This window comes from Aporhodopirellula rubra, assembly GCF_014192335.1.
GTDB lineage: Bacteria > Planctomycetota > Planctomycetia > Pirellulales > Pirellulaceae > Rhodopirellula > Rhodopirellula rubra.
The window spans coordinates 36039-61507 of the sequence record NZ_JACHXU010000020.1 but is presented as its reverse complement, the minus strand read 5'-3'; the positions used below and the strand labels follow the sequence as shown (position 1 = coordinate 61507).

The following is a 25469-nucleotide window of genomic DNA, read 5'->3' as shown; positions in this document are numbered from 1 at the left end:
CGATCTGCGGTGGAAGGTTCACTGCTCAAGTTGACCGGTTTGCCCGTGTTTTTCAAGTCGTGACGGGGTGAATGAGGAGGAATGCGTCGTTTGGGCTCAGTAAAACGAGTACTCGATCGTGGATTCGAACGCAGCCTCATAGTGCTCGATTTTGGTCGGTGTGGGCTCGTCAGTGGGCCACCAAACGGCGATGACGTCGAACCGGCAGGGGGTGCCGAGGATCTTTTTCCGTTTGAGGTACCTCAGTGCGGCCCGGCTGATGCGTGCCTGTTTCTTTTCGTCGACTCGATCGGCGGGATGTCCCGGACGCCGCGTCGCCAGCGTTTTGACTTCCACAAAAACGATCAGCCGGCGGCGGACGTCCATCGCGATCAGGTCGATTTCGCCCGCCCGGTCGGATTCGCTCTCCGCGATCACCCGGAGGCCCTTGCGTCGCAGTTCGATCGCGGCGACCTGTTCGCCCCGCTTGCCGAGCTTTGCGTTGGGATCAAAATCGCCGTACCGCCAAGACTCAAATCGATCGCGAAGTCTCGTTGGCGAGAACCAATTACGGATTCGCCCTGTCATCGCCAAGGTTCGCCGAGCCTCGAGAGTTGTTTATTGCTGCAGCGCATACAGAATCACCCCTGCAATGATTTTGGCCGCGTCGGCGGTCGGGTAACCGGGGCACTGGATCGAGTTCTGGCTCTCCAACGCACAGCTCAGGTCCAACGGCGAATAGAAGATGGTATCCACGCCGTTGACTTGAATCGATTCCATCACTGGCGATCCGGAACGTTGGGCAACGACGAGTGATTGGTCGCCCGCCCGTTTTTGATTGGGAACGCGGATCTCGACATTGGTGAGATCAAACCCTCCGAATCGAGTCGTCCACGCCGGGTGGTCGCTCGGCATGGCAGTGAATTCTCCTTGGGGAACGAGAGCGGCGAGTTCACGACGCACCGACGAAGCGAACGCCTCACTGCCACAGATCGGAGACGCGATCACGATGCCTTCGCGGTCGATGTAGTTTTTCAATGCGGCTCGCGACACATCGTCGAGTTCAAATTCGGTTTGGCCTGTTAGATAGAGCACGCCGATGCGTCGCAGCGATTGCTCGGTCAACGCGATCGGTTCATCGACGGCAATCACCTCGACGGTCAGTTTCTCGCGAATGATCAACGCGGCGTTGGGAAGGGCACGTTGAACCTGTTCCTCGCCAGCACCGAGAGCTCCGGATGCGATCGGAATCGCACCGCGAGTCGGCTGGGGCGCATCGCCGGCAACGATGACGCCGGAGCCGTCGAGTTTGTCTTTGAGTTCGCGTCCGGTCGCGTAGGCCAGAATGTTCTCACCGATGGTGATTCCCGCGACCACTTCGCGTCCGATCTTAGGCGGCAGATCGACGCCGCGGAGCAAAGGACCACCGCGGGACCAACGGCACGTTAGGCTGCGAGGCGAATAGAAGACGGGTGTTCGGCAACACGCGCCGACACCATAGACCCAGTAATCGTTTGCAATCGCGGCAGGATCCACGGGAGCTTCGGCAAACCAAACCGGGTGCGAGGTCGGCAATCGCTCGAGTTTCGATTTAGGGAACCACTCGCTGCACAGAGAAACGACGCTGCGTTCGAACGCTTTCCCGTCGCCGCAACCGTCACCCGAGAGTGAGTCGAACAGAATCGTGCCGCCTTGATCGAGATACTGTTTGAGATTTTCTCGCAGCGCCGCATTGAAATTTAGGGTGCTTGATCCCGTAATCACCAACACAGGTGCCTTCAACAGATCCTGCGTGGTGGCTTGGTCGGCGACGATCGTTTGCCAAGTCAGGTCTTTGGACCAATCACGTTCGACGTGTCGGACGAGTTCGCGCAGTGCGCCGGAGTGCGGGAGAGTTTCCGTTTTGACTTCGTTACCAACTCGCACGATGACGTTCCCGCGTCGCTGCTCGCTTTCGGATCGCAGCGACGGATGGTCGAGACGTCCGACAACGACTTGTCGTTTCCCCTTTGACAAAAACAGTAGCGCAAACGATGTCGCGATATCGCGGTTGGACTCCACGACACCGCCGCCTTTCCAGAATCCCTGGAATGCGTCCTGCAAGCTGACTAATCGTTCGGCGCCCTCGCGGTACCAATCGCGGTTGCCGATCAGCCGCCGGCCCGACAATCGACCGACGCGTTCGACCGCGTAGAGGTAGTAGTAATAGCTGAGCAGTTCGCCGCCCGGGTTGGCTTGGATCGAGAAGATGTCGCTAAGGAAGTCCAGTCCTCGTTCGAGTGCCTCGTCTGATTCTCCGCCGCCACAGCAATTCAATCGCTCGCCGTTTTTGGTATCGTCGAGGTCGTTCAGGCTGCTGCCGCAGATTAAGAGCGAGGCGATCCCGGCACAGGTCATTGAACCGCTCGGTCGTGGACCGCCGTAGGACCATCCGCCTCTTCGCAATTGGATCCGGCGCCAATAATCGGCCGCGGCTTGAAACACTTTCGGGTCAACTTCGATGCCACGTTCGGCTGCCGCGCCGAGGGCCAATACTGCGAATTGGGCATTGGACGGGTCGCCGTTTCCTCGGCCGTTGCCATACGTCCAGGCGCCCTTGTTTCGGTCGTTGGGGCCCTTTTGCTGCTCGGCCAGCCACGCGACGTTTCGCCGAATTCGTGGCAGGTCTTCCAACGCCCCGACGGCGCAAAAAACAAGGGTTTGCAGCGAAATCGAATAGGTTTGTTGTGGTTCAAATGTGCGGAGATATTCGATCGCCCGGATCAAGTCCGGATCTTGGCGAGACACACCTGCGTTCACCCACGCGAGAGTGCAGAGGGCGGACAATCCACACGATTGGCCACCGTATTCCTCCCATCCTCCGCGTTCGTTCTGTGACTTCCGCAAATATTCAATGCCACGGTCGATCGAGCGCTGGACCGTGATCGCATCAATCTCTGCACGCGATGGTGTTGATTGAGCGACCAACAGCAACAGGATGATTAGGCATCGCATGATTGGTTTGCCCGCCCATCCGGCTTTCGTGGGGGATTGATCGAGACCGGGTGGTTCCAATTTGTGCGTCTTCGTTACCATTGCCCATTCCATTGGGTTTGTTTTAAACATTGTTGTCATCCTCGAAGCTGAACCCGATTTTGATTTTCACTGGCAACGCCTAGACTGATAACATTACGCTGCAACCGACAGCGGATCCTGGCTGTTCTCGCAATTCCAAACGTTCCACGAGCCAAAGCACCACGATGACAGACTCGTCTTCGCCAACCCCACCGCCCGTGGTGAATCAATCTTCAACACCCCCAGTCTCTCCGAAAAGCGGTGGATCTGCAAATCCACCCGCGGCGCCAGCGGCACAACCGACCTCGAACGCGCCCGCGGCGGGAAAACCACGCAACCTTGCCGATGTGTTGCGAGAATTCGCCGAACATCAACAAAAGATGCGAGACGAACTCGGGAAAGTGATCGTGGGGCAAACCGACACGATCGAACAGCTCTTAGCGGCGATCTTCACACGCGGCCACTGTTTGCTCGAAGGTGTTCCGGGACTCGCCAAAACATTGATGGTCAGCACTCTGGCTAACATTCTGGACGTCACGTTCAAACGGGTGCAGTTCACGCCCGACTTGATGCCATCGGACATTACCGGAACCCAAGTTCTCGAGGAAGACGAATCGGGACGCCGGATGTTCCGTTTTGTCGAAGGTCCGATTTTTACGAACATCCTGCTTGCGGACGAAATCAACCGGACGCCGCCCAAGACGCAAGCTGCTCTGCTCGAGGCGATGCAAGAACGGCAGGTTTCGATCGGTCGTGACACGCACACGTTGCCCGATCCGTTCTTCACGATTGCCACGCAAAACCCCGTCGAGCAAGAAGGCACCTACCCGTTGCCGGAGGCTCAGCTCGACCGGTTCATGTTCAACATCAAAATTGACTACCCGACTGCGGAAGAAGAGGAACGGATTCTTACCGCGACAACTCGTGGTGAAACTCAAACGGTCAACAAAGTGCTGTCGGCGCGAGCGATTTTGACATGCCAAAAACTCGTGGCCAGTATCGCGGCCGGTCCGCTCGTGATCCGATATGCCTCCCGTTTAGTTCGGGCAACGCGTCCCAGCGATGACTCGGCGCCGGATTACGTCCGCGAACTCGTCGATTGGGGGGCCGGTCCTCGTGCGGGGCAAAACTTGATTGCCGGCGCGAAAGCGATCGCTGCGATGAACGGCCGGTTTAACGTCGAACCGGGCGACATCCATCGCATCGCGTTACCTGTGCTGCGTCACCGGATTGCGACGAATTTCCAAGCCCAGGCCGAAGGGATGAACACGGACGCAATCATCACCCGACTACTGCAAGACATCGAGATTCCCGAACCGCCGAAGATGGCGAAGTAAAGGCACGGGCGAATCGCCATTGGAAATCTCGCTCTCAGTTCGCGCGGACCTTTAAGCGAGTCCGGCAAGTTCGGTGGCACGTTTGACGCGTGAGATCCCGATCATGTATGCCGCCGTTCGTAGAGACACCTCGTGTTGAGCGGCCATCTGCCAGACGTCTTCGAACGCTTCGTTCATCGTATGGTCCAACTCTTGTCGCACGCGATCGAGTGACCAGCGATAGTGTTGTCGGTTCTGTACCCACTCGAAATAGCTGACCGTCACACCGCCTGCGTTGGCGAGAATATCCGGAAGGACGGTAACGCCTCGCTCGTTCAGAATTTCGTCCGCGCCAGGATGTACCGGCCCGTTCGCGGCTTCCACAATCACCTTGGCTTTGATAGTGTCCACGTTATCGTCGGTGATCACGCCACCTAACGCCGCAGGAATGAGCACATCGACGGGATCGAGTTTCATTAACGCGTCGAGTGGTAGATGTTCGGCACCGTCAAAGCCTTCGAGCAGTCCCTTTGGATGTGCGAGTTTGTGTCGCAGCAGCTTTTGAATGTTCAGGCCGTCTTCGTTGTAGTACGTGCCGGTGATGTCCGAAACGGCAACGATCGGGAACTGGCCTTCGTGCAAGAACTTCGCCGCGTGCGATCCCACGTTGCCGAAACCTTGGATTGCGATGCGAGTTTTTTCAGGAGTCATCCCGAGGCGTTTGATCAGTTTTTGTGTTAACGTTCCGACACCACGGCCGGTGGCTTCTTCACGACCTTTGGCACCGTATTCTTCAACCGGTTTGCCAGTAATCACGGCAGGGTTGAAGCCGTGATATTTTTCCCATTGGTTGCGAAACCAACTCATGACTTGATGGTCGGTCCCCATGTCCGGCGCGGGAATATCGGTGTCGGGGCCGACGATGTCGTGGATCTGGTCAACGAAAGCGCGGGTCATCCTTTCGATTTCCGTTTTAGAAAACTGACTCGGATCGACACCGATTCCGCCTTTCGCTCCGCCGTATGGCAAGTTGACGACAGCCGTTTTCCACGTCATCAAACTGGCCAACGCTCGGGATTCGTCCAGGTCGACTTCTTGGTGATAACGCAGACCACCTTTCATCGGGCCTCGGGCGTGATCGTGTTGGACGCGAAAGCCGACGAAGTTTGCGAGCCGGCCGTCGTCACGTCGGATCGTGACCTGCACCTGGATCTCGCGATCAGGCATTAACAACGCTTCACGCAATTCCTCACTGATATCGAGCTGGTCGGCGGCTTTGCAGAAAAAGTACCGAGTGGCTTCGAAGGCTTTCATGATGAACTTTCATGCGATAAGAGTGAAGAAGTGGCCGATCATTCCGTGAACATGGTAGCGATAACGGGCGCCGCAGTGCTATGTGTCGCAAGAGGGCTCAAAATGACACCCTGGCAACGAAGCAGCTCGTCCGCTCCGACGTGTACGTTGTAACATCTGAAAGAGGTCGGGGTGTCATTCGACATTTCGATCTGACCGCACCGCGTGATGGCGCTAATTACGACGCGTCAATCGCGGCGTCGGTGTTTTCGTCGACGCTGCGCACCCAACAGTATGTAAACCCGCCAACCAAGGCCCCGACAATCGGCGCTGAAAGGTACACCCATAGGTTTGTGAAGTATCCGGAGGCGATTGCGGGGCCGAGGCTACGAGCCGGATTCATGGACGCCTTGGTCAGTGGGCCTGCGACGAAAGCTTCCATCGCGATGACGGCACCGACAGCGAGTCCCGCCGTAATGGATTTTTCCTTCGCACCGGTCGATACGCCCATGACGACCCACATCAAAATGGCCGTCATCATCGCTTCGACGAACCAAGCCGACGTCGCCGGCAGGATTGTCATCGTTGTCCCGAGATAAGCTTCGTCGACACCGAGCACTGCTCGGATGCTGATCGCTCCCGCCAACGCGCCCGCACACTGCGCGATTGTGTACGCCGCTGCGTCTTTGAATGGAAAACGACCGACGGCGGCGAAGGCGAACGAAACCGCGGGATTCATGTGCGCGCCACTGAGGTCGCCGATCGAATAAATCATCGTCATCACGACCAACCCCCAAACCGTCGCCACACCGACATGGGTTAATGCGGCCGTTTGGGCGTCGACGGCCATCGCACCGCAGCCGATCACAATCAGAAAATACGTTCCGATGAATTCGCAAACGCAGCGACGGGGAAGAGCGAGCAGCATTACAGGTGTCCGAGGAGAAAACTTTGCAACCCGACCAGTGTTTTTGAATCGCGAATTTGACGACCACGAACGAGTTTCTCGACTTCTTCACGAGACACAATTCGCGTTGAAATGCGTTCGGTCGGTTCAAGCCGTTGTTCACCCTCAGTTAAATCGCGAGCGACGATCATGTGCATCATTTCATTGCCGAGACCCGGGGCGGAGTAGAATTCGCAAATGATATCAAATTGAGTCGCGCTATAACCGGTCTCTTCAGTCAGTTCCCTAGCCGCGGTTTCCAGCGGCGGTTCACCCGGATCGCGGGTCCCAGCGGGAAGTTCCAACAACGTTTCGCCAACCCCGGTGCGTTCGTTCTCGATCATCACGATCGTGTTTTCATCCAGCAACGGCACGAGCACGACCGCGCCGGGATGTCGGACATAGGCTCGGCGATGGACTTGTCCGTCACGCGATGGCAATTCCATTTCGACGACATCAAAACGGCTCGTCTGCAACAGCAGATTAAACTCTGACACGATTGATCATTCCCTCTTTGCGGCGAGCCCCTTTTGTCGATTTTTCCGGTCGTTGAGTTCACTCATCATCCAAACGAGACAGCGACGCGGAGTTTGCGGTCGTCCAAAGCCTAGAAAAAACAATCGTCAACGGACACTCCCCTTGGTGGAGGTTCTCGCTGCACGGCCGCGTCTTGGTCACTGAAGCGGGATTACCGATGGATGTCCGCGCATGGAAAACCCTCCCGCGATTGGTAAATCGGGGAGGGTGAGAAAAGGCTCGTGCGAGTTCGATGGACATGAATTTCATCCATGTCGAACGATTCTCATTTCGTCACGCGATTGCAGTGAGGTCGATCACTCGCCGACTTTCATCTCGTGACTCTCGCTGTGGCTGTTGTACTGCGGTGCATACATCGACTCGATTGTCGCGAGCCCCGACTGATAGCGTCCGCGAAGTTGCACTCGACTGCGGGACTCGAGCACGTAAGTTCCCTTCGGTAAATAATCGATAAAGAAATGCTCGGCCGCATCACGCGTACTTTGGTAGTAGCCGAGTCCATCTTGCCATCGATAACCGGATAACACATTGCTCGGTTCGGTGCCGCTGCCTCGGGAATCCTTCAGGTGGATGAATTCCATTGCACGTGAACTGCGAACGATCAATCGCGACACCAGTTCATCACCGACTTTGATTGGCGCTCCGTCGACGTCTACTTTGTCGGTTGCTTCGTCACCGGCAACCAATCCTCCGACTACCGGTCGTAGGACTTCACCCGAAGGCGTGCTGCGAACCACGAAGAGCTGTTTCTGGATTTCGAGAGGCGTGCCCTCGTGCGGTGTGACTTCGTCGACGTTTTGGAAGAACTTCCAGTGGACGCCGCCCCAGGCGATTCCGGGTGTCGTTTTAGTGACTTTGATCGATGCCATTTCGGGCGTGATCTCGGACGCTTCGAACCGTTGTTGGAAGAAGCCCGTTCCGGCCTCAACGTTCTCCTGCTCGACGTCGCGTTCTCCCACTTTGACATCAACGAGCGTCTGGTCGGCGAGCAGGTCAACGCCTCGCAGCAACAACGCGTAGACGGCATCTGCGGTCGCTTTCGTTGTTTCCCAAGAGCGAGTCTCTTTTTGCCGTAGCAACCATCCTTTGCACGACTCGACCGACGGTTGGTCGGATGCAACCTCGTCGAACATCTCGATCATCATCGCTTGGGTTTCGATATCGGCTTGATACCAGAACCAACCGCGGACTTCGTCGTTCCAGTGCATGCCCGATTCATCCGTGACGCTGCGTTCTTTCAGCGATGCGACGATTGCCATTGCGTCGTCGGTTCGGCCGAAGCGTTTCAGCGCGACCGCGAGGTGAGCTTGGCTCATCCGTGGCTGTTTCAGCCAATGCGTCGCCGCTTGGTCGAGCCAATACTCGAGTGCCGGACGAGACGCTGCATCAATATCGGCGTCTCGCAGGAAGAAACTGCGGCCGTAAAGATACATGGCGATCGTCGTCGAGAGATGATTGGCATCGCGATCTTTGTTCTTGATTTCGGTGTAGACCTTTCTCGAGTATGCATCCAAATGCGAGAGCGATTCGATCGCGGAAGAAACGTCCACGTCCACTCCGAGGTGCCGCAATCTTCCGTAACCGGTTGCGAGGTACAGCGTGATGAACGAATTGGATCGTCCACCAGGGAACCACGGCCAGCTGCCGTCGTCGAGTTGCAAGTCCTGGAGTCGCCGAGTCAAACGAGCGACTTGATCATTGACGCGATTCTGGTCGAAAAGGATCCCGACGTTGCGTCGTGCTTCGGTCTCAGATTCAGCTTCGATTACCCAGGGCGTTTCGGTTAATGCGATCGACGCGAGGTCTTCGTTTTGTTGCAGCGGTGACTCGAGTGCGTCACGCCCACCCGGTTGACCTTTCGTCGCGCGAGGTTGGTTTCGCCAGACGTCAAAGACGCGTTCGATTTTTGGGTCAGACGTCGCGATATGGCGTGCCAACAAGTTCGCGTACAAACGGTTGAACGTCTGCTCGCTGCATTCGTGTGGATAATCCATCAGGTAAGGCAACGCCATCACCGCGTACCATGCGGGATTGGATGTCATCTGAACCGTCAATGATTCATTGCGAATCGAATTCGGATCGAGCGACGCGAGTTTGTCTAGCGTGAAGGTTTTGGTTTCGGCGCCATCGATCGGCAATGCGATCGATTCATGAACCAGGATTTTGCGAGACAAGACGGGCAGATATCCCTGCTCGCCGTCGGACAAACGTCCCGTCGAGGCAACGGCTTTGTAGACCAGGAATCCGAGTCCATCGGGAATTCGAATCGGCCACGAGAAAGTCTGCGAGCGACCTGCCGGGATTTCAAACGATTGACGAACGTTCGTGTTGTCGATCGTTGCGTCAACGCTGTCTCCCGTACGTGCGTCGGTGAACTCCAACGCGACGGTTCCTTTTTGAATCGTTGCCGATTGGTTGGTGACCTTCACGGTGAGTTCGATCTGGTCGCCTTCCCGTAGAACGCGTGGCGGGTTGGGTTGGACCATCAGGTCTTTGCTGGTCACGGCGGTATCACGGATGACGCCGCCTGCGAGATCTGCAGTATGAGCGAATCCGAGCAATTGCCAACGCGTCAACGCCTCCGGCATTGTGAAGCTCATCGTGACTCGGCCGTTTTCGTCCGCGGTTAAGTCGGGAAAGAAGAAGGCCGTCTCGTTGAGGTTTTTCCGTGGCGAGACGTCCGAAAGATCAACGTCTTTCCCCGAGTCATCACTCGGCGGTTGGCCCGCATCGGCCATTTCGTTGTTGGCCATCATGTCCATCTCCATCGCACCGTCGGCCATCATCATTGGTGCGGCCGCAGGCATCGGCATTCCCTCGGCCGCTATGCCTTTTTGCATCATTCTGCCGCCAAAGGCGCCGCGAGAACGCATCCTGGCGTAGAGCATTACCGCGGCGCCTTGCAGTTCCGGCGGGTATTGACGATAGGTCGGTGTCGCCGACGGGATGCCGATTGATCGATAGACCGAGATGCGTTGCAAACCTTCCCATCGGTTCTGATCGTTTACCGAGACGTTGGAATAGTCGGTGTAGAACAAACCGAACTCGGACGGGAAATCGTGTGCCGTGAATGTGTCGAGAGACGCGTCATACAGCGTCGCGACCATTTCAGCGGCACGCTTCATTGCGGCGTCGGAGTCACCGGACTTGTCTTCGATAATCGCTGTCCATGTTTCCTTCTGTCCCGGTTTGAGTTTCGACAGGAATCGTTCCCAACGCACCGTCAATTGCTTGTTCGTCCACGGCACGTCAATGCGTTGTTCGTTCACGTAGAAGCGATTCTCGCGAACCATCCAAACTCGAACGGTGAAACCACCGCGTAAAGACTCGTCAACATCCAGCGTGACTTGTGCTTGGGTGCGATTTTCCGGTGTCCAGAATTGTTGCAGCGTTTTACCGCGATGCATGATTTCAACGAGCGCCCGCGCCGATTCGTATCCGCTGCCCCACACGGCGCGAAACGTTTCGCCCGGTTCGACACTGTTGCTCTGCACAGCGAACAGGTCGGCGATTTTTAGTTCGCATTGCTCAGCATCGGGATCAATCACCCGCAGTGGCAGGAAAGCGGAAACGTCTTGACCTGCCGCATCGACGGCGGACAGGACGACGCGGAAGTGACCGGCGTCGAGTTCAATTTCAGTACTCGCGTTACCCGATTCGTCCGTCGTTAATTCGACAGTTTTGATTGTTGAATCGATGGGCCAGGAATTCGGTTCTTCGGGGCGAACGATGTCTTTCGCGTCCGCGTTGTTGCCCGCGGGCCCGTAGGGGATCGGATTGCCGATTCGTCGACGACCGATTGTGTCGGGTGATTTGAGCGAATGGATTTTGAGCTTCACTTTGCTCGAGACCGGGCCACCTTGCAGCGTTCGTGTGGCGACGTTGATTTTGATCGGCGCATCGTCGGTCAACCACTGCGGCGAGTCGGTGCTCAACGACGCTTCCATCGTTGTGTATCCGACCAACACCGACGTCGTTCCTTCTCGAGTTTCGCCCGTCATGTCGATGACGTCCGCTTCGATCTTGTAGCGAAACTTCGGTTCGCTTTCGCGGTCAACCGAGGTGTCCGGGATCGCGTCGAAGGATACCGAGAATTTGCCGAGTTCGTCGGTTTCGGTTTCACCTTCGGCGATCGTTTGCGGAGGCATCGGCGATGGTGGCATCCACCAACATCGATACCACCACCACGGTGGCAGTTGAGTTTCTCGAACGACACGGTACTTCACCGTCGCGCCATCAATGGGGGCTCCTGTGTACGCGGTGGCGTTTCCGTTAACGGTGACGGATTCACCCAGTCGCACAGGATTTTCGGGGGCGTCGATTTCGACTTCGAATTTCGGTCGTTTGTATTCCTCCACTCGAATTGACTGAGCCCCTTGAAACGGCCCCGTCGTTCGCAGCGTCATGACACCGGTCAGGCCACCGGAGGGCAGATTGAAGCTGCCGTGGCAACTGCCCAAATCGTTGCATCGCAAAGCTGCTCGTTCGACGACCTTGCCATTGGCGTCCAACAACTCGACGTCGATGTTCTGATCGGGTGATACGGCATATTCGTTGTCGCTTTGGTTCGATCGTGTGCAGATGATCTTGTAACGAACGACTTGTCCGGGACGATAAATGGCACGATCGGTAAAGAAGTGGCTCCGCGTTACATCGTTCTGCGAGCGGTTTCCACGGCGATAGAGGTGATACTCTTGCGACCACAAGCGATCCTCGCCGCTTGTTGCGAGGAACGTGATATTGTGGAACGAGTCGCCGGAGAATTCAAAACGGCCTTTGTCATCCGTGGTGAGCACTGCCTGAGAGGCAGGTTTTTCGATGCCACGCCGCTGTTGATTCTTTCGCGCCCAAACGTCGACCTTCACGCCACTGAGTGGTTTCCCCGTCAGTGATTCGAGCACGTATCCGGTTAGATTTTCTTCTTCGTGACGCGACTCCACCACGATCGACAACCCGCTCAACCACACGTCCGTGATTGCGGTGAAGGCGTCTTCCATGGGGAATTCATCTGATGTGCTGGCGATCAGATAGTAGGCTCCCAGTGGAACGTCCAGGCGTGCGGGCAAGTCGACGGAGCGGTCGCGGAAGTCGTCGGTCGCGGCGAGCGTTTCGGTCCACTGGGCGACTGGGGTGCGTTTGGTCAACATTTGCCGCCCGACCTGGGTCAGGTTTTCGGCGCGTCGGCCTGAACTGCGGAGCGATTGGTAATCGAGAGCGACGAGTCGGAAGTGAACCTGCGTGACGTTGCGATACTGCAAATGGATAGTCGGACGGGCGTGATCGTGCAGTTCCGGATTCCATACTTGCTCGGTCGCGACTTCGATCGATGGAGCTTCGATTTGTTCGATCAACGCGGCACACGCTTTGGCGCCCATGCTGTTGGGATGCGCCGCGACGGCGGATTGGGCGATTTCGCGAGCACGGGCAGGGTTGTCATTTTCGCGAGCGAGTTGGGCGAGTTTGAACTGAGCGCGGGTTGAGATCTCATGGTCGGCGTGACGAATCGCGAACGACTTCAATGCCTCTTCCATCGCGTCCTTTGCCGCATCGCCGTTCGTGTTTTGATTGGCAAATTCGAGTCGATGCAGGTCTGTGTCGATCAATGCGGTCGAATCCGCATCGTCACGATGAAACGCGAGCCACTCCTGAAACAACGTCGTTGCGCGACGAAGTGGCGATTTCAGGTCTGTCTCGGGAACGTTCCACTTGATGAATGCGTTGACGTCGCCGAAGACCGGTGAATCGGCATTCAATTCAAAACGCTCAGCCGGCCCGGCATAGGTTTCCGCTGCGTCGACGAAGAACTCAATCGCGTCGGCCACAACGAAGTCGTACAACGTCGGGCGATAGCTGTCCGGTGCGTTACCGCGAACGAACAGGTCCGCGTAGTCGCCGATCGCGGTTTCTCGCAAAACCTTTTCACTGCCGTCGGTCGACTGAAGTGCGGCTTCGAAAAGTGCTGCCGACTGAGTGACGATCCGTTGACGTGTCCACGTCGAAATATCGTCGACGGATTTGATGATGACGGGTTCGTCCGCGTTGATCACATCCGGATCGACTTCCGTTCGATCGCGAAACCGCCACTGGTTTTGCGAGTAGTAGCTCCAAAACCAATTTGCCAACAACGCACGGATGACCGGGCGGGTAGCTTCCGGGGCGGTTTGCATATCCGCTTGCAATCGCACGATCCGGTGGACTTCGTCTCGCCCCTCGAGTTGTCCGTCGAGCGTGGCTCGCGTGGCCAGCAAACGAATCGCGAGATCTTGATCACCGCTGCTGATCGCGGTGGGTAAGAGTTTTTCGATCTCGGTGATTGCGGTTTTCGGCAATCCTTGGTCGATGGCGTCTTGAATCGGTTTCCACGCTCGAGGTTGCGGGCTTTCGGGAGCCGCGGCGGGCATAATGGGCATTGTTTGGCCGGCAAGCAGAAGGACTAGGAAGGCGAGGACGCCGATTAGACCATAGCGAGATTTCATAGCAGATTCGTGGGGGAGATAAGTAGTTGGACGCGTGATTCAGACCGAACGTGCACACGTTCAATCAAGATAACGAAGGAACAGAAACTTCATTAGGCGGATTTCAATAAGAAATTTTGTGGACCGAACGTGGGGCATCCATCGGGCGTCGATCGCGGTAGGATTGACGTCTCGTAAATGGTTCCACCACTTGTGATTGCGCCGACATATGCCGACACCTGAACACCAACGATTGCAACAGGACGCCGCGAGGGAAAAGAACTGGAAACGGTGGGGCCCCTATCTGTCCGAACGGCAATGGGGAACGGTCCGCGAAGACTATTCCCCCGGGGGGCAATCGTGGAGCGATTTTCCGCACGATCACGCGAGGTCGCGCGCCTATCGATGGGGCGAAGACGGCTTGCTGGGGGTCACCGATCGACAATGTCGATTGTGTTTTTCGATCGCGTTGTGGAACGGCAACGACACGATTCTCAAAGAACGTTTGTTCGGATTGACAGGGCCGGAGGGAAACCACGGCGAGGACGTCAAGGAGATTTATTACTACCTCGATTCCACGCCCACCCATTCGTACGCCAAGGCGATGTATCGGTATCCTCACGCCCGGTACCCGTATCAGGAACTCGTCAAAACCAACGCGCAGCGTGGCTATCTCGATCCCGAATATGAGATCGTTGACACGGGGTTATTTCACGAGAATCGGTTCTTCGATGTCACGGCGACGTACGCGAAAGCGGACGCCAATGATCTGTTGATTGAAATCGAGGTCACCAATCATGGTCCCGACGCGGCTGAAATCACGATGTTGCCGACGCTCTGGTTTCGCAACACGTGGGTATGGGGATGTCGCCACGAAGGATGCACGGCGAAACCGCGAATTCAAATAGACGCCGATGCGCAAGGCCACGCAGTCAAAACGACTCACGACACGCTGGAGCCGTTTACGTGTGTTTTCGAACAGCAAGATAATTCCGAATTGCTGTTCACCGAAAACGAAACCAATACCGAGAAGCTGTTTGGAGGTGAAAACTTCTCCGCCTACACGAAGGACGCGTTTCATCGTTACGTGGTCGACGGCGAAACGGCGGCGGTTAATCCAAAGCACTACGGAACGAAAGTCGCCGCGAAATATCACTGGAAGCTAGCACCTGGTGAGACACGCCGGGCACGCGTGCGTTTGACCGAGATTCCGGAATCGCCTGCGGCTTCCGCGAAGCCAACAAAAGCGAAGGCGAAGAAAGCTGCGATCTCGCGTCCTGATCTCACCAGCGATTTCACGCGTGTCCTCGAGTTGCGACGTGACGAAGCGAATCAGTTTTATGATCACGTCATTCCTCAAAACGAAACCGACGCGCAGAGGCACGTGTCGCGTTCAGCGTACGCGGGGTTGATGTGGACGAAGCAGTTCTATCACTACATCGTCGCGGATTGGCTCGATGGTGATGCGGACGTGATGACACCGCCTGAATCACGCAAGAGCGGACGCAATTGCGATTGGCGTCATCTCTACGCTCGCGACATTTTGTCGATGCCCGACAAATGGGAGTACCCGTGGTTCGCCGCATGGGATTTGGCGTTTCACATGATTCCCGCCGCACGGATCGATCCCGAATTTGCCAAACGGCAACTGATGGTGCTGTTGCGGGAATGGTACATGCACCCCAACGGCCAGTTGCCCGCCTATGAGTTTTATTTCGACGATGTGAACCCGCCCGTGCATGCGTGGGCGTGTCTGCGCGTGTTTCAGATGGAAGCCGAAGCGGGCCGTCGCGACACGATGTTTCTCAAGCAAACGTTCCAACGTCTGCTGCTGAACTTCACGTGGTGGGTCAATCGAGTCGACAGCAACGGTGACAATGTCTTCGCCGGAGGATTCTTGGGGCTCGACAATATCGGTGTTTTCGATCGGAGCAAAGGTTTGCCAGAGGGGGCCCAGCTCGAACAGGCCGACGGGACCGCTTGGATGGCGTTCTACTGCGGCACGATGATGTCGATGGCGCTTGAATTGGCCCGCGACGATAAATCGTACTCCGACATGGCTTCTAAATTCCTTGATCACTTTATCCGCATCATTGACGCGATGAACGGGCGAGAGGAAGGCGGGCTTTGGGACGAGGAAGACGGTTTCTATTACGATCAACTGAAGATCGATGGCGAAACCGTACCGATGCGTGTGCGGTCACTCGTTGGGTTGTTGCCATTGATCGCGGTGGAAGTTCTCGACGAAGAGTTGCTCGATGGGCTGCCCGGGTTTCGCAATCGTCTCGAGTGGTTTTTGAAGAACCGGCACAATCTGGTCACTCACATCTTGTTTGGTGAGAGTAAGGCCGGCCATCGTGAACTGTTGCTCGCGATTCCGACACGTGAACGACTCGAACGCGTCCTGAAGGTTCTTCTCGACGAGAACGAGTTTCTCTCCAAGTTCGGTATTCGTTCGCTCTCAAAGGCTCATGAGGCGGAGCCGTATGAAGTTACCGTGCGTGGGCAGAAGCACACGGTCGCGTACGTGCCGGGCGAATCGGACAGTTGGATGTTCGGCGGAAACAGTAATTGGCGGGGGCCGATCTGGTTTCCAACGAATTACCTGTTGATCGAAGCCCTGCATCGTTATCACGAATTTTTCGGGGACACGTTCCAGATTGAGTGCCCCACCGGTTCGGGCGTGATGATGAATTTGCGGGACGTCGCCAGCGAAATCAACCGTCGATTGTCGAATATCTTTTTGTCGCCCGAAGGCGGCGGCGCGAGGCCGTGCCTGATTGGAAGTGGGATGACCGGCGACGAAAAATTGTGGCAGGAGCACGTGTTGTTCTACGAGTATTTCCACGGCGATACCGGCGAAGGGCTCGGTGCGTCGCACCAAACCGGATGGACCGCGTTGATCGCGACGTGCATCGAACAACTCCACGGTCGCATCAGCGAGGGTGCTCCGCCGGACGCGTGATCGGAGGTGATGGTTGGCCGCGACACGTGAATGTCGTTTGCGCTGCGTCGGTCTTAGGCGGACGAAGCGGCGCTTGTTACGCCGACCATCCGATGCCGTACCACGTCGATAACATGATCATCGTGATCGCGAACACGAGGAGGCTGAGCGGGAAGCCGAAGATCAAATAGTCCTTCAATTGATACCCACCGACGCTGTAGACCATCGTGTTGGTTTGATAGCCGAACGGGGTCAGGAAGCTGGCCGACGCCCCAATCATCACGCAAACGATCAGCGGTGTGGGATCGATGTTCATGGTATCCGCCGCAGACCACGCGATTTGAAACATGATCACGGCCGCGGCACTGTTGGTGACCAATTCGGTGCAGATCACAGTTGCGATGTATACCGCCGCGAGAATCCGCAGCGGACTGTTGCCCGCGAGTTGCAGCAAACCGCTGGCGATCGCATCGGCCGCCCCACTTTGGTACATCGCCTCCCCGATACCGATCGCTGCTCCGACAATGATCAAAACCGACCAATCGACGCTCCGCCGTGCTTCCCCGGTCGTGCAGCATCGGAACGTAATCATCGCCACCGCGGCTAGCATCGCGGACGTGAGGATCTCCATCACGCCCAACGCGGCTACGACAACCATGGCGGCGGTAATCAGCAACGAAACGGTCGCTTTCTCATGCCGGCGGACTTCGCCATGTTCGACACGACTGACCAAATAAAAGTCGCTCGAGCCTCGTTGTTGATGAAGGAACGATGGTGAGGCTTCTAGCAGTAAGACATCGCCTGGTTCGATTCGCACGTCGCCGAGTTTCCCCATCAACCGTTGACCGCCTCTCGCGACCGCCACCACGGCGGCGTTGTAGTTAGAGCGGAACTTGCCCTCGCGAATCGTTTTCCCGATCAGCGAGCAGCGTGGGCTGACGACGGCTTCGATCAACGTTCGTTGCCATGCTGGCACCTCGAGTTTTCTCGATTGACCGTCCGGCGTCGTCAGTCCACGGATTTTCCGCAGGTCGACGACGCTTTCTAACGCGCCCACGAGAATCAGGATGTCTTCACCGTAGATCCGTTGTTGTGGTTTGGCCGGTTCGATTCGTCCATCGGCACGTTGGATTTCGGCGACGTAGAGTCCCGGCAACGCCCGCAGGCCTGCTTGTTGGATCGTGCGTCCGACCAAGGGGCCGGTGGGATCGACCTGCATCTCGACCGTGTACTTCTGCGGATCGTCCGATACCGAGACTGCGGGCTTACGTTCGGGCAGGAGCCAACGCGACGCGAAGACCATGTAGACCAACCCCAATATCGTCGCGGGGATGCCGACGATCGCGGTTGTGAAGAACCCGAGCGAGTTTTCGCCCACATGATTCTTCATGTAGAGATCTCGAACAATCAGGTTCGTGCTGGTGCCCATTAACGTACACATCCCACCGAGGATTGCAGTGTAAGACAGCGGCAGCAACAGGCGACTGGGGGAAGCACCGATGCGTTTACTGACGTCATGGATCACCGGCAACAATGCTGCGACAACGGGTGTGTTGTTAAGGAAACCCGATAACGCGGCGACCGGGATCAGGATTCTCAGCAGCGCACTGCGGAGCCCTTTGACTCCGCCGAGCAGCCATCCGGTCGCGAGTTCCGTTCCCCCGGTGAGCTCGAGCCCCGATACGATCGCGAACAACAAACCGATCGTGACGAGTCCCTTGTTGCCGAATCCGGCGGCCGCCTGGGTCGGTGACGGCAATTTGTCGGTGCCCGTTAGGTTTTGCGCCAGAACCAGGATCGCCAATGCCGCGAGGGCGAGCAGATCGGTCGCAGCCAAACGCATCGCGAGACTCAGCAACAAACCGCCGGCCACCGCGAGCGTGAGCCACATCTGCCAATCGGCCGGAATCATCATGGAGGTTAAATATTGCAATACGAATTGGAAGGCACGGACACCGGAACACGGTCGGTCGATCCGGTGCAGAGCAGTTCATTAGCGAAATGAAGTCCCAGCGATGTCAGATCTGCGGCGAAATCGCATCCTCGCGTAGCGGTTGCTGCGAGATCACCATCGTGAAATCATTTCGGAAAGAACAACGCCACGAAGAAGCCACACCAACTGCCGCAGTGACGATCACGCGTCCGGATGATTCACGCAAGCGAAACCGCAGCGGGCTCCTGGGTTTGAATGCACAACGACACAGGCGTCCACTTTCCCGCCACTACAATTGGTGAGGTCAGCTTTCGCCGAACGGGCGTCCATTCGAGCGTGGAAGACCGAACACGGGGAGTGATCAGGGTAATTGAAAGCACCGATATCGTCGCCCCCGCCTAGACACTAAACTACGTCCCGAGTTCGTTTTTCGCTCTCTGACGTCCCGCCAATTCTTCCCCTCTCGCCCCACAGTACCTGCCCTATGCCTGATTCCCCACGCTCCGCCGATGCCTCGGTGGCCTCCTCGTCTCGCACAACCACGCCGGGCGGCAGTTCTCGCTCGGGTTTATGGATTATCGCCGCATTGGTGGTCGTGCTGTTGGTTTTGCATCAAGACAATTGGTTTTGGACGGACGGACGCTTGGTGTTCGGTTTTATCCCGATCGGACTCTTTTGGCATGCGTGTATTTCCATCGGTGCGTCGCTGACGTGGTTCCTCACGACGAAGATCGCGTGGCCGGTGGAATCGGAATTTCAGGCCGGCACATCGCCCGAGCATGGTTCGGGTGACAGTGTTGCAGCCAACGTCGGGGAGGGGCAGAAATGAACTCATTGCAATCGATCGCGTCTTTGATCGCACAAGCCCCACCGGCCGAAGGCGGTTTGCTCAACCATCCAGGTTTGCCGCAGTTCGTCATCATCCTGATTTACCTGAGCCTGCTACTGCTGCTTGGCGTGTTCTCGAGCAGGCTGTTTAGCGGCACGAAAGAGGATTACCAAGTCGCGAGCCACTCGATCGGCCCGTTCCTGTTGCTGATGAGCATCTTCGGCACAACGATGACCGCGTTTGCTTTGGTAGGAAGTAGCGGCGAGGCATTTAAGGAAGGCGTGGGCGTTTACGGGATGTTGGCCAGTAGCAGCGGCATCATTCACTCGTTGTGCTTTTTCTTGATCGGCGTGAAAGTTTGGAAGCTCGCTCGCACGAACGGCTACACGACGCAGATTGAGTTTTTCCGCGACCGTCTCGACAGTGACTTCATCGGATTGCTGTTGTTCCCGATTCTCGTCGGTCTCGTGATTCCCTATTTGTTGGTGGGAGTCATCGGTGGCGGAACGGTGGTTCAAACGTTGACCGCGGGGCTGTCGCCTGAATGGTTCCCCGTCTTGCTTCCCGACGGTGCGCCCAATCGTGGTTTGCACGGCGGGATCCCGCCCTGGCTGGGCGCGTTGCTGATTTGCAGTGTTGTGCTGGTGTACGTGTTCATGGGCGGAATGCGGGGGACGACGTGGGCGAACACGTTCCAAACGCTCGTCTTCATGGTGCTCGGCGTGGTCACGTTCGTAATGATTGCTCACAAGCTCGGCGGACAAGACGGGCTGATGGCCAACTTAAAAGTGCTCGGTGAGTCGATTCCCGAAAATAGGGCCACCCGTTCGGAAATGAGCAAGAGCCTGTTCTTCACGTATCTCTTGATCCCGCTATCGGTCGGAATGTTCCCACACCTGTTTCAGCACTGGATGACGGCCAAAAGTGCCTCTTCGTTCAAAATTCCCGTGATTTGCCACCCGATCTTCATCATGATCGTGTGGGTGCCGTGCGTGCTCGTCGGTGTTTGGGCGACGGGAGACCTCGCCCCACGGTTGCCGTTGATTCCTGGAACGGACCGCGTCAACGCAAACGCCGTGTTGCCGTTTTTGGTGAAGACGCAAACCGGGCCAGTGCTCGGCGGTCTTCTCGCGGCCGGTATTTTGGCGGCGATCATGTCGAGCCTCGACAGTCAATTTTTGTGCATCGGCACGATCTTTAGCAACGACATCTATACGCACTACAAGGGTGCGGAGAACGTCAGCGACAAACAGCAGGTTTTCACGACGCGGATGTTCATTATCGGCATCGTTGCGGTAACGTATTTCTTAAGCCTCGGGAATCCGACGAGTGTGTTTGCGCTCGGGGTGTGGTGTTTCAGTGGATTCAGTGCGTTGTTCCCGATCGTGTTTTTGGCACTGTATTGGCGAGGCCTCAGCGCCGCCGGTGCGATCAGTGGCGTGTTCGCGGCGATCATCAGTTGGAGCATCCTGTTTTACCACGGGATCAATTCGCCCAAGGGACTGCGTGAGTTTCAGTTCCCCGTGTCGTGGGGTGGTGAAGAGTTTGAAATCATGCCCGTCGTGGTGATGTTTTTGAGCTGCCTGATCACGACAGTCGTCGTCTCTTTGGTGACACCAAAACCAAAGCAGGAAACTCTTGCGAAGTTCTTCTGAGCCGCGAAAGTGGCTTCGGTTGCGACCGAACACGCCGGAATCATTGCGATTTCTGGCGTGATCGGGGGGCGTTGTCGCAAAACACTCCTACTCGACCGACGGCAGAATGCCCGCTACAGTTTTTCGAGCAAGGCTCACTCCTCACGACCGCCGGGAAATCTCGCTTGTGAACTACGAATCAATCACGACACAATCGCATCTCATTGAGTTCTGCGAAAAGATCTCCTCTGAGAGCGTGATCGGGTTTGACACCGAGTTCGTTTCAGAAGACTGCTACCGTCCCGAGTTGTGCCTCGTTCAGGTTGCCGCGGGCGACCACTTGGCGATCATTGATCCCTATCCGATTGGGGACACACAGGCATTCTGGGATTTGTTGGTAACGCCCGGTCGAAAGGTGATCGCTCACGCGGCGCGAGAGGAAATCCGGTTCGCCTACCGCTACACGGGCAAACCGATTGCCGGATTGTTCGACACTCAATTGTCCGCGGGGTTTGTCGGAATCGAGTACCCGGCGTCGCTCGGAACGCTCGTCCAGCGTCTCGTTGGAACGACCCTTCCCAAGGGGGAAACGCGAACGAATTGGCGACACCGCCCGCTGACCAAAGACCAACTGACGTATGCGCTGCACGACGTCACGAACCTGAAAGAAATGTTCGACAAGTTGTTGGTCGATATCAACGAACTCGATCGACTCGAGTGGGTTGAGGAAGAAACCATGCGGTTGCAGAACAAAGTCATCGAAGCCGAAGAGGCTGAGAATTGGCACCGCGTCAGCGGAAGTTCTGGGCTCAAGCCGCGACAACTCGAAATCGTTCGCCAAATCTGGTTGTGGCGTGAGGAGATCGCGAGGTCGAAAGACCGATTGCCACGGCGCGTGATGCGAGACGACTTGATCGTCGAACTCGCAAAACGCGGATCTTCGGATCCGAAGAAAATTCGCAGCATCCGCGGTCTCGAACGTCGGAATTTCCAAGATCAGTATGATGCGATCGCCGCAGCGATCGAAACGGCACTCAATACTCCCGATGAAGATTTGCCACGGCGAACCCGTGGGCGGTCGCGAACGGCGTCCCCGATGCTGAGTCAATTTTTGTCGACGTCGATCGCGTGTATTAGCCGGCAACACAAACTTTCGCCGGCGATCGTGGGCAATTCCGATGACGTCAAAGACCTGCTCGCCTACGAACTGACTCCGCGACGGGGCTCTCCAACGCCGGCGCTGCTGCAGGGTTGGCGGGGCGAGATTGTTGGCAAGAATTTCCGAAAGATCCTGGCAGGCAAACTGGCGATTCGTGTTGCCGATGTGACCGAGGATCAGCCGCTCGAGTTTTTTGACTGCGAAACGTCGCTATAGACGATTGCTGATAGCCAGATCAAACAGATCACTTGGCCGACGAGGGCTGCGATCGCGATGGCGACGGCACCTTGCGATTCGAGCAACGCCGCCACGACGATCACCATGACGATCGAGGCAACGATCCGGCAACGAATCGGAGCCAAAGGACGTCCGCGGCCTTTGACGTAACTGTCGAGGCCTTGCAGGATCCCCTTGATCGCCGATACCGGTGCGAGCCAAAGGGCGAACCGTACCGCGGGCCCAAATTCGGCTCCGTAAACCAGGTTCACCAACGGCCCGACCAGCAGCATGAACGCCACTGTCGACAGTGTTTGAATCGCGATCGATCCTCCGAGAATTCGGTGCACGTCACGGGTAGTCAGCGATTTTGAGTTGTCCGCGCCTGCGTTAAACAGGAAGATTCCCAGTGTGTTGGGGATTACCGTTAACGGGTACACCACCGGGACCATGGCCGCGTAAAACCCTTGCGTGACCAAAGGGATCAGCCACATTACCAAGAGCAGGTCGAGTCGCTCGAACAGATCCGTTGCGAGCATCGCGATCCCGTAGGGGCGACTTTCGCTTAACAGTCGTCCGACCGGAGGTTCGCTCGGTCCGGTCAACGGTCGTTTGATCCCGTACAAACACGCGATCATTGAAATTACCGACGACGCCACGAACAGCACACACGCTAATTGCAGCGTCACGTCGGTCACGATCGCGGCGATCAACAACAGCGTTGGAAAAGCCGCTGCAGCGACAAAACGCAGGACATTGTACGCGACAAATTTGCCTGCCCCGCGGTCAACCGCCGTCATGATCAGCATCACGTGTTGGCCGATCATGCTGATCGCACAAAGCCAACCGAGTGGCATTAGGAAGCGTTTTTCTTCAGGAAGTGCAAACGCGTTGCACGCGATCACCAACACAGTCGTGATGGCACCCGTCGTGATGCCCAACCACATCGCGGCGCGGCGAAGGCGGAGAATGTCCGTCTTGCCTTCGGCAGCATATCGGCAGATCACCTCCAGGCCGCCGAACAAACCGACGTACAGCAGCATTTGCACGTAGAGAACCGTGGTCGCGTATTGGCCGCGTCCTTCCGGTCCGAGTAATCGCGCCAACAGAATGCCCTGCGTCATTTGCAGGGCCACAATCGCGAATGCAAAGCCGACCGTTTGCACAAACGACCCGAGCTTGCCTCGTTTTTTCGTCCGGCCCATTTGAGAGGGAACTGCCACGCCCTCGGGTGCGCTTTCGTGCTCTCCGTCGGTCAATGGAGGCAGATCGGTAACGGCGGTCGGAGCGCTGTCGTTCATCGTGGGAGCGGATTCCGGCAGGGATGCCGCCATCGACGGCGAGGCAACGACAGTGGAGTGTGGAGATGGCATGTGCCGAATGAGTATAATCTGCGTTAGGAAACACGGTAATTGTTCCTACGCAAAAGTTGTCGGCCAGCGGGCGTTAGGGGCGTCAATCGATCCCGTCGACGACACGAGCCGGCGGGCCCGAGCGGAATTGGATGAACTGGTAAACGCCAAACGCTAGCACCGCAACGGTGAGGGCGACGGCCATGACCAATTTCATCTTTTCCAACATCGGGTTTTCGCCGCCCAAGGCAGCAGTCCGTTTTGCCGATTCGGCTCGGCGGGCGGCCCGTTGGTCGTTCCCCTTCTGCTTCTTCGCATCACGTTTGGCACGAGCGGCCTCCGCCTTGCGTTCGGCGGGGCTCAGAATCTTGTTTACTGGTGTTTCGGCGAGCGTCGGTGCGTCCGCGATTGGTGGGTCCGTGACGGTTTCGGTTGTTGCGAGATTCAGTCCTGACACGGCCGAGTCTAAGAATTGGCTGCCTTCGTCGAGGCTCTCTTCGCCTTCGAGAACACCCGATTCGTCCGCCTTCATCTTCGATTTTGCACGGATGTTCTCGTACCGAACTTCACGGTCCGCGTCATCGTGGGCGGCCAAGAATGCAGCAACATCGGCACCCTGCCACGCGCTGCCTGAGAGCATTTGTTCGGATTCGTCAGCCGCGACCCGGCTTGCCACCGAAGGAGTAGGGGACGAATCGGTCGATCGGGCGGGTTTGGATTCCGGCGGTTTGGGTGGCGAATGCTCTGGTTGTGAATCGGGGGAACTTGAGACGGGGTGACTTGAGTTGGGGGCCTGCGAGCCTGGTGAGTTTGATGCTCCCGGGTTTACCGCTGCGATCGCTTTCTCGCACGGTTCGACGACGACCCGCCAAGCCATCTTTCCGCATCGCAGTTCGGCACCGCTGCCGACCTCGACCCATTTGCGTGGCTCGATTTTTTCGCCATCGATCTTCGTGCCCGAGGTGCTGTTAAGATCAATCACGTAAAATTGGCCGTTCGTCTCCTCCGTGTCTTGAGCGAGCGACAGCATTTCGCCACTGGGGTCATCCAGCGGCAGAGGGCGATCGACGCCGAAATAGAGGAGGCAGTGAACCCGCGACACCGAACGCGTTTTCGGCCTGATTTGACAGTTCTTGTCGCGTCCAATCAGGTAGAAACCCGGATGGATTGGCGCCCGTAGCCCGGCTCGGCTGCCGGTGGACAGGACTAGTCTGGCTCGATTAGTGACTGGTGCGGGCAACGGTGGGACTGCTCATCCGGGGGAATGACTCGACTCCGCAGACAGAAATTCAGCCCTTTCCGGCACCATAAAGGCGTCGGGGGAGGTTCAGCGGAGAGCCGCAATTGTAACGAAAGCAATTCAAATTGCCTAATCACCTGGATCACCTCAGATCGAAGGTGACGTAGCCAATTCAGCGAAAAGCGGATTTTTCGGCGTGCCTAATGCTGCAATCCCTTCAGGAGTTGCGGTTTCCGCCATGCACAACGATTTGCGACGCAAAAAAAGGTCTAGATGCGAAACGCCGTGCATGGTTCGGCGGGATGCTCGGCGTCGCGGTCGGCAAGGAGTCAGACGCCATTTTGCGGCGGTCCTTCGTTTTCGCAAGCACGTTCTCGCCCTTCTGTAGGGTGGTGCGCCGGCTTGCGGGCCATGTCTATCGGGGGAGGATTGGTTTCGTTGGTTGCCGTCGCCACGCCGAGCGAGCGATCGCTGGGGAACTTTTATCACTCTGGTGTCGTCAGATCGGCGGTATGAACCTCGCGACCGGTGCAATCGTTTTGTCCGGCCACGACAGGCGTAAACCCTGCCCAGAACGTGTTT

General features: G+C 57.0%; 14 protein-coding genes. 5 read left to right on the top strand and 9 right to left on the bottom strand.

The window, feature by feature from the left end; translation table 11 throughout:
• Positions 1-96: 96 nt before the first annotated feature.
• Together FHS27_RS22810 and FHS27_RS22805 are read right to left on the bottom strand one after the other, a co-directional pair.
• Positions 97-567 carry a YraN family protein gene (locus FHS27_RS22810; RefSeq protein WP_246420642.1) on the bottom strand — a complete coding sequence of 157 codons (471 nt, stop codon included), beginning with the start codon at positions 565-567 and terminating at the stop codon, positions 97-99.
• A 30-nt stretch (positions 568-597) separates the two neighbouring features.
• Complete coding sequence (locus tag FHS27_RS22805; protein ID WP_246420640.1) at positions 598-3084, bottom strand: DUF4159 domain-containing protein; 2487 nt, start codon at positions 3082-3084, stop codon at positions 598-600.
• Positions 3085-3380: 296 nt separating this feature from the next.
• Between FHS27_RS22805 and FHS27_RS22800 the strand changes: the two genes are divergently transcribed.
• Positions 3381-4370: an AAA family ATPase gene (locus FHS27_RS22800; RefSeq protein ID WP_009102177.1), complete on the top strand. Its 990-nt coding sequence runs from the start codon at positions 3381-3383 to the stop codon at positions 4368-4370.
• Between the two features lie 51 nt (positions 4371-4421).
• On the opposite strand, the gene FHS27_RS22795 is transcribed toward FHS27_RS22800, so the two are convergent.
• The 4 genes from FHS27_RS22795 to FHS27_RS22780 form a co-directional block, all read right to left on the bottom strand.
• A complete protein-coding gene (locus tag FHS27_RS22795) occupies positions 4422-5663 on the bottom strand; it encodes a Glu/Leu/Phe/Val family dehydrogenase (RefSeq protein ID WP_184307356.1) in 1242 nt (413 codons plus the stop codon).
• A 217-nt stretch (positions 5664-5880) separates the two neighbouring features.
• Positions 5881-6570, bottom strand: a complete 690-nt coding sequence (locus FHS27_RS22790; RefSeq protein WP_184307354.1) for an aquaporin — start codon at positions 6568-6570, stop codon at positions 5881-5883.
• Entirely contained in the window at positions 6570-7085 is a 516-nt protein-coding gene (locus FHS27_RS22785) for an NUDIX hydrolase (RefSeq protein ID WP_009102180.1), read from the bottom strand. The genes FHS27_RS22790 and FHS27_RS22785 overlap by 1 nt, the downstream gene beginning before the upstream one ends.
• 336 nt (positions 7086-7421) lie before the next feature.
• Positions 7422-13601: an alpha-2-macroglobulin family protein gene (locus FHS27_RS22780; protein WP_246420632.1), complete on the bottom strand. Its 6180-nt coding sequence runs from the start codon at positions 13599-13601 to the stop codon at positions 7422-7424.
• 208 nt (positions 13602-13809) lie between these two features.
• On the opposite strand from FHS27_RS22780, the gene FHS27_RS22775 reads away from it, so the two are divergent.
• Positions 13810-16545, top strand: a complete 2736-nt coding sequence (locus FHS27_RS22775) for an MGH1-like glycoside hydrolase domain-containing protein (RefSeq protein WP_184307352.1) — start codon at positions 13810-13812, stop codon at positions 16543-16545.
• A gap of 76 nt (positions 16546-16621) precedes the next feature.
• On the opposite strand, the gene FHS27_RS22770 is transcribed toward FHS27_RS22775, so the two are convergent.
• Entirely contained in the window at positions 16622-18439 is a 1818-nt protein-coding gene (locus FHS27_RS22770; RefSeq protein ID WP_184307350.1) for an SLC13 family permease, read from the bottom strand.
• Positions 18440-18941: 502 nt separating this feature from the next.
• On the opposite strand from FHS27_RS22770, the gene FHS27_RS22765 reads away from it, so the two are divergent.
• The 3 genes from FHS27_RS22765 (at position 18942) to FHS27_RS22755 (ending at position 22295) form a co-directional block, all read left to right on the top strand.
• A complete protein-coding gene (locus FHS27_RS22765; RefSeq protein WP_184307348.1) occupies positions 18942-19286 on the top strand; it encodes a DUF3311 domain-containing protein in 345 nt (114 codons plus the stop codon).
• The gene (locus FHS27_RS22760; RefSeq protein WP_246420630.1) at positions 19283-20941 is read left to right on the top strand and encodes a sodium:solute symporter family protein; all 1659 of its coding nucleotides are present in this window, start codon (positions 19283-19285) and stop codon (positions 20939-20941) included. The genes FHS27_RS22765 and FHS27_RS22760 overlap by 4 nt, the downstream gene beginning before the upstream one ends.
• A gap of 166 nt (positions 20942-21107) precedes the next feature.
• Complete coding sequence (locus tag FHS27_RS22755) at positions 21108-22295, top strand: ribonuclease D (RefSeq protein WP_184307346.1); 1188 nt, start codon at positions 21108-21110, stop codon at positions 22293-22295.
• Here the strand turns inward: FHS27_RS22755 and FHS27_RS22750 are convergent.
• Both FHS27_RS22750 and FHS27_RS22745 read right to left on the bottom strand, forming a co-directional pair.
• Positions 22256-23668, bottom strand: a complete 1413-nt coding sequence (locus tag FHS27_RS22750; RefSeq protein ID WP_246420628.1) for a lipopolysaccharide biosynthesis protein — start codon at positions 23666-23668, stop codon at positions 22256-22258. The two genes, FHS27_RS22755 and FHS27_RS22750, sit on opposite strands and share 40 nt — an antisense overlap.
• 82 nt (positions 23669-23750) lie before the next feature.
• Entirely contained in the window at positions 23751-24887 is a 1137-nt protein-coding gene (locus tag FHS27_RS22745; RefSeq protein WP_184307344.1) for an FHA domain-containing protein, read from the bottom strand.
• Between the last annotated feature and the right edge of the window lie 582 nt (positions 24888-25469).

Bases quoted from the DNA above. Each gene is read 5' to 3' on its own strand.
- FHS27_RS22760 (WP_246420630.1), top strand. From the start codon at position 19,283: ATGAACTCATTGCAATCGATCGCGTCTTTGATCGCACAAGCCCCACCG.
- FHS27_RS22750 (WP_246420628.1), bottom strand. From the start codon at position 23,668: ATGCCATCTCCACACTCCACTGTCGTTGCCTCGCCGTCGATGGCGGCA.
- FHS27_RS22790 (WP_184307354.1), bottom strand. From the start codon at position 6,570: ATGCTGCTCGCTCTTCCCCGTCGCTGCGTTTGCGAATTCATCGGAACG.
- FHS27_RS22805 (WP_246420640.1), bottom strand. From the start codon at position 3,084: ATGTTTAAAACAAACCCAATGGAATGGGCAATGGTAACGAAGACGCAC.
- FHS27_RS22775 (WP_184307352.1), top strand. From the start codon at position 13,810: ATGCCGACACCTGAACACCAACGATTGCAACAGGACGCCGCGAGGGAA.
- FHS27_RS22810 (WP_246420642.1), bottom strand. From the start codon at position 567: ATGACAGGGCGAATCCGTAATTGGTTCTCGCCAACGAGACTTCGCGAT.
- FHS27_RS22770 (WP_184307350.1), bottom strand. From the start codon at position 18,439: ATGATGATTCCGGCCGATTGGCAGATGTGGCTCACGCTCGCGGTGGCC.
- FHS27_RS22780 (WP_246420632.1), bottom strand. From the start codon at position 13,601: ATGAAATCTCGCTATGGTCTAATCGGCGTCCTCGCCTTCCTAGTCCTT.
- FHS27_RS22795 (WP_184307356.1), bottom strand. From the start codon at position 5,663: ATGAAAGCCTTCGAAGCCACTCGGTACTTTTTCTGCAAAGCCGCCGAC.
- FHS27_RS22765 (WP_184307348.1), top strand. From the start codon at position 18,942: ATGCCTGATTCCCCACGCTCCGCCGATGCCTCGGTGGCCTCCTCGTCT.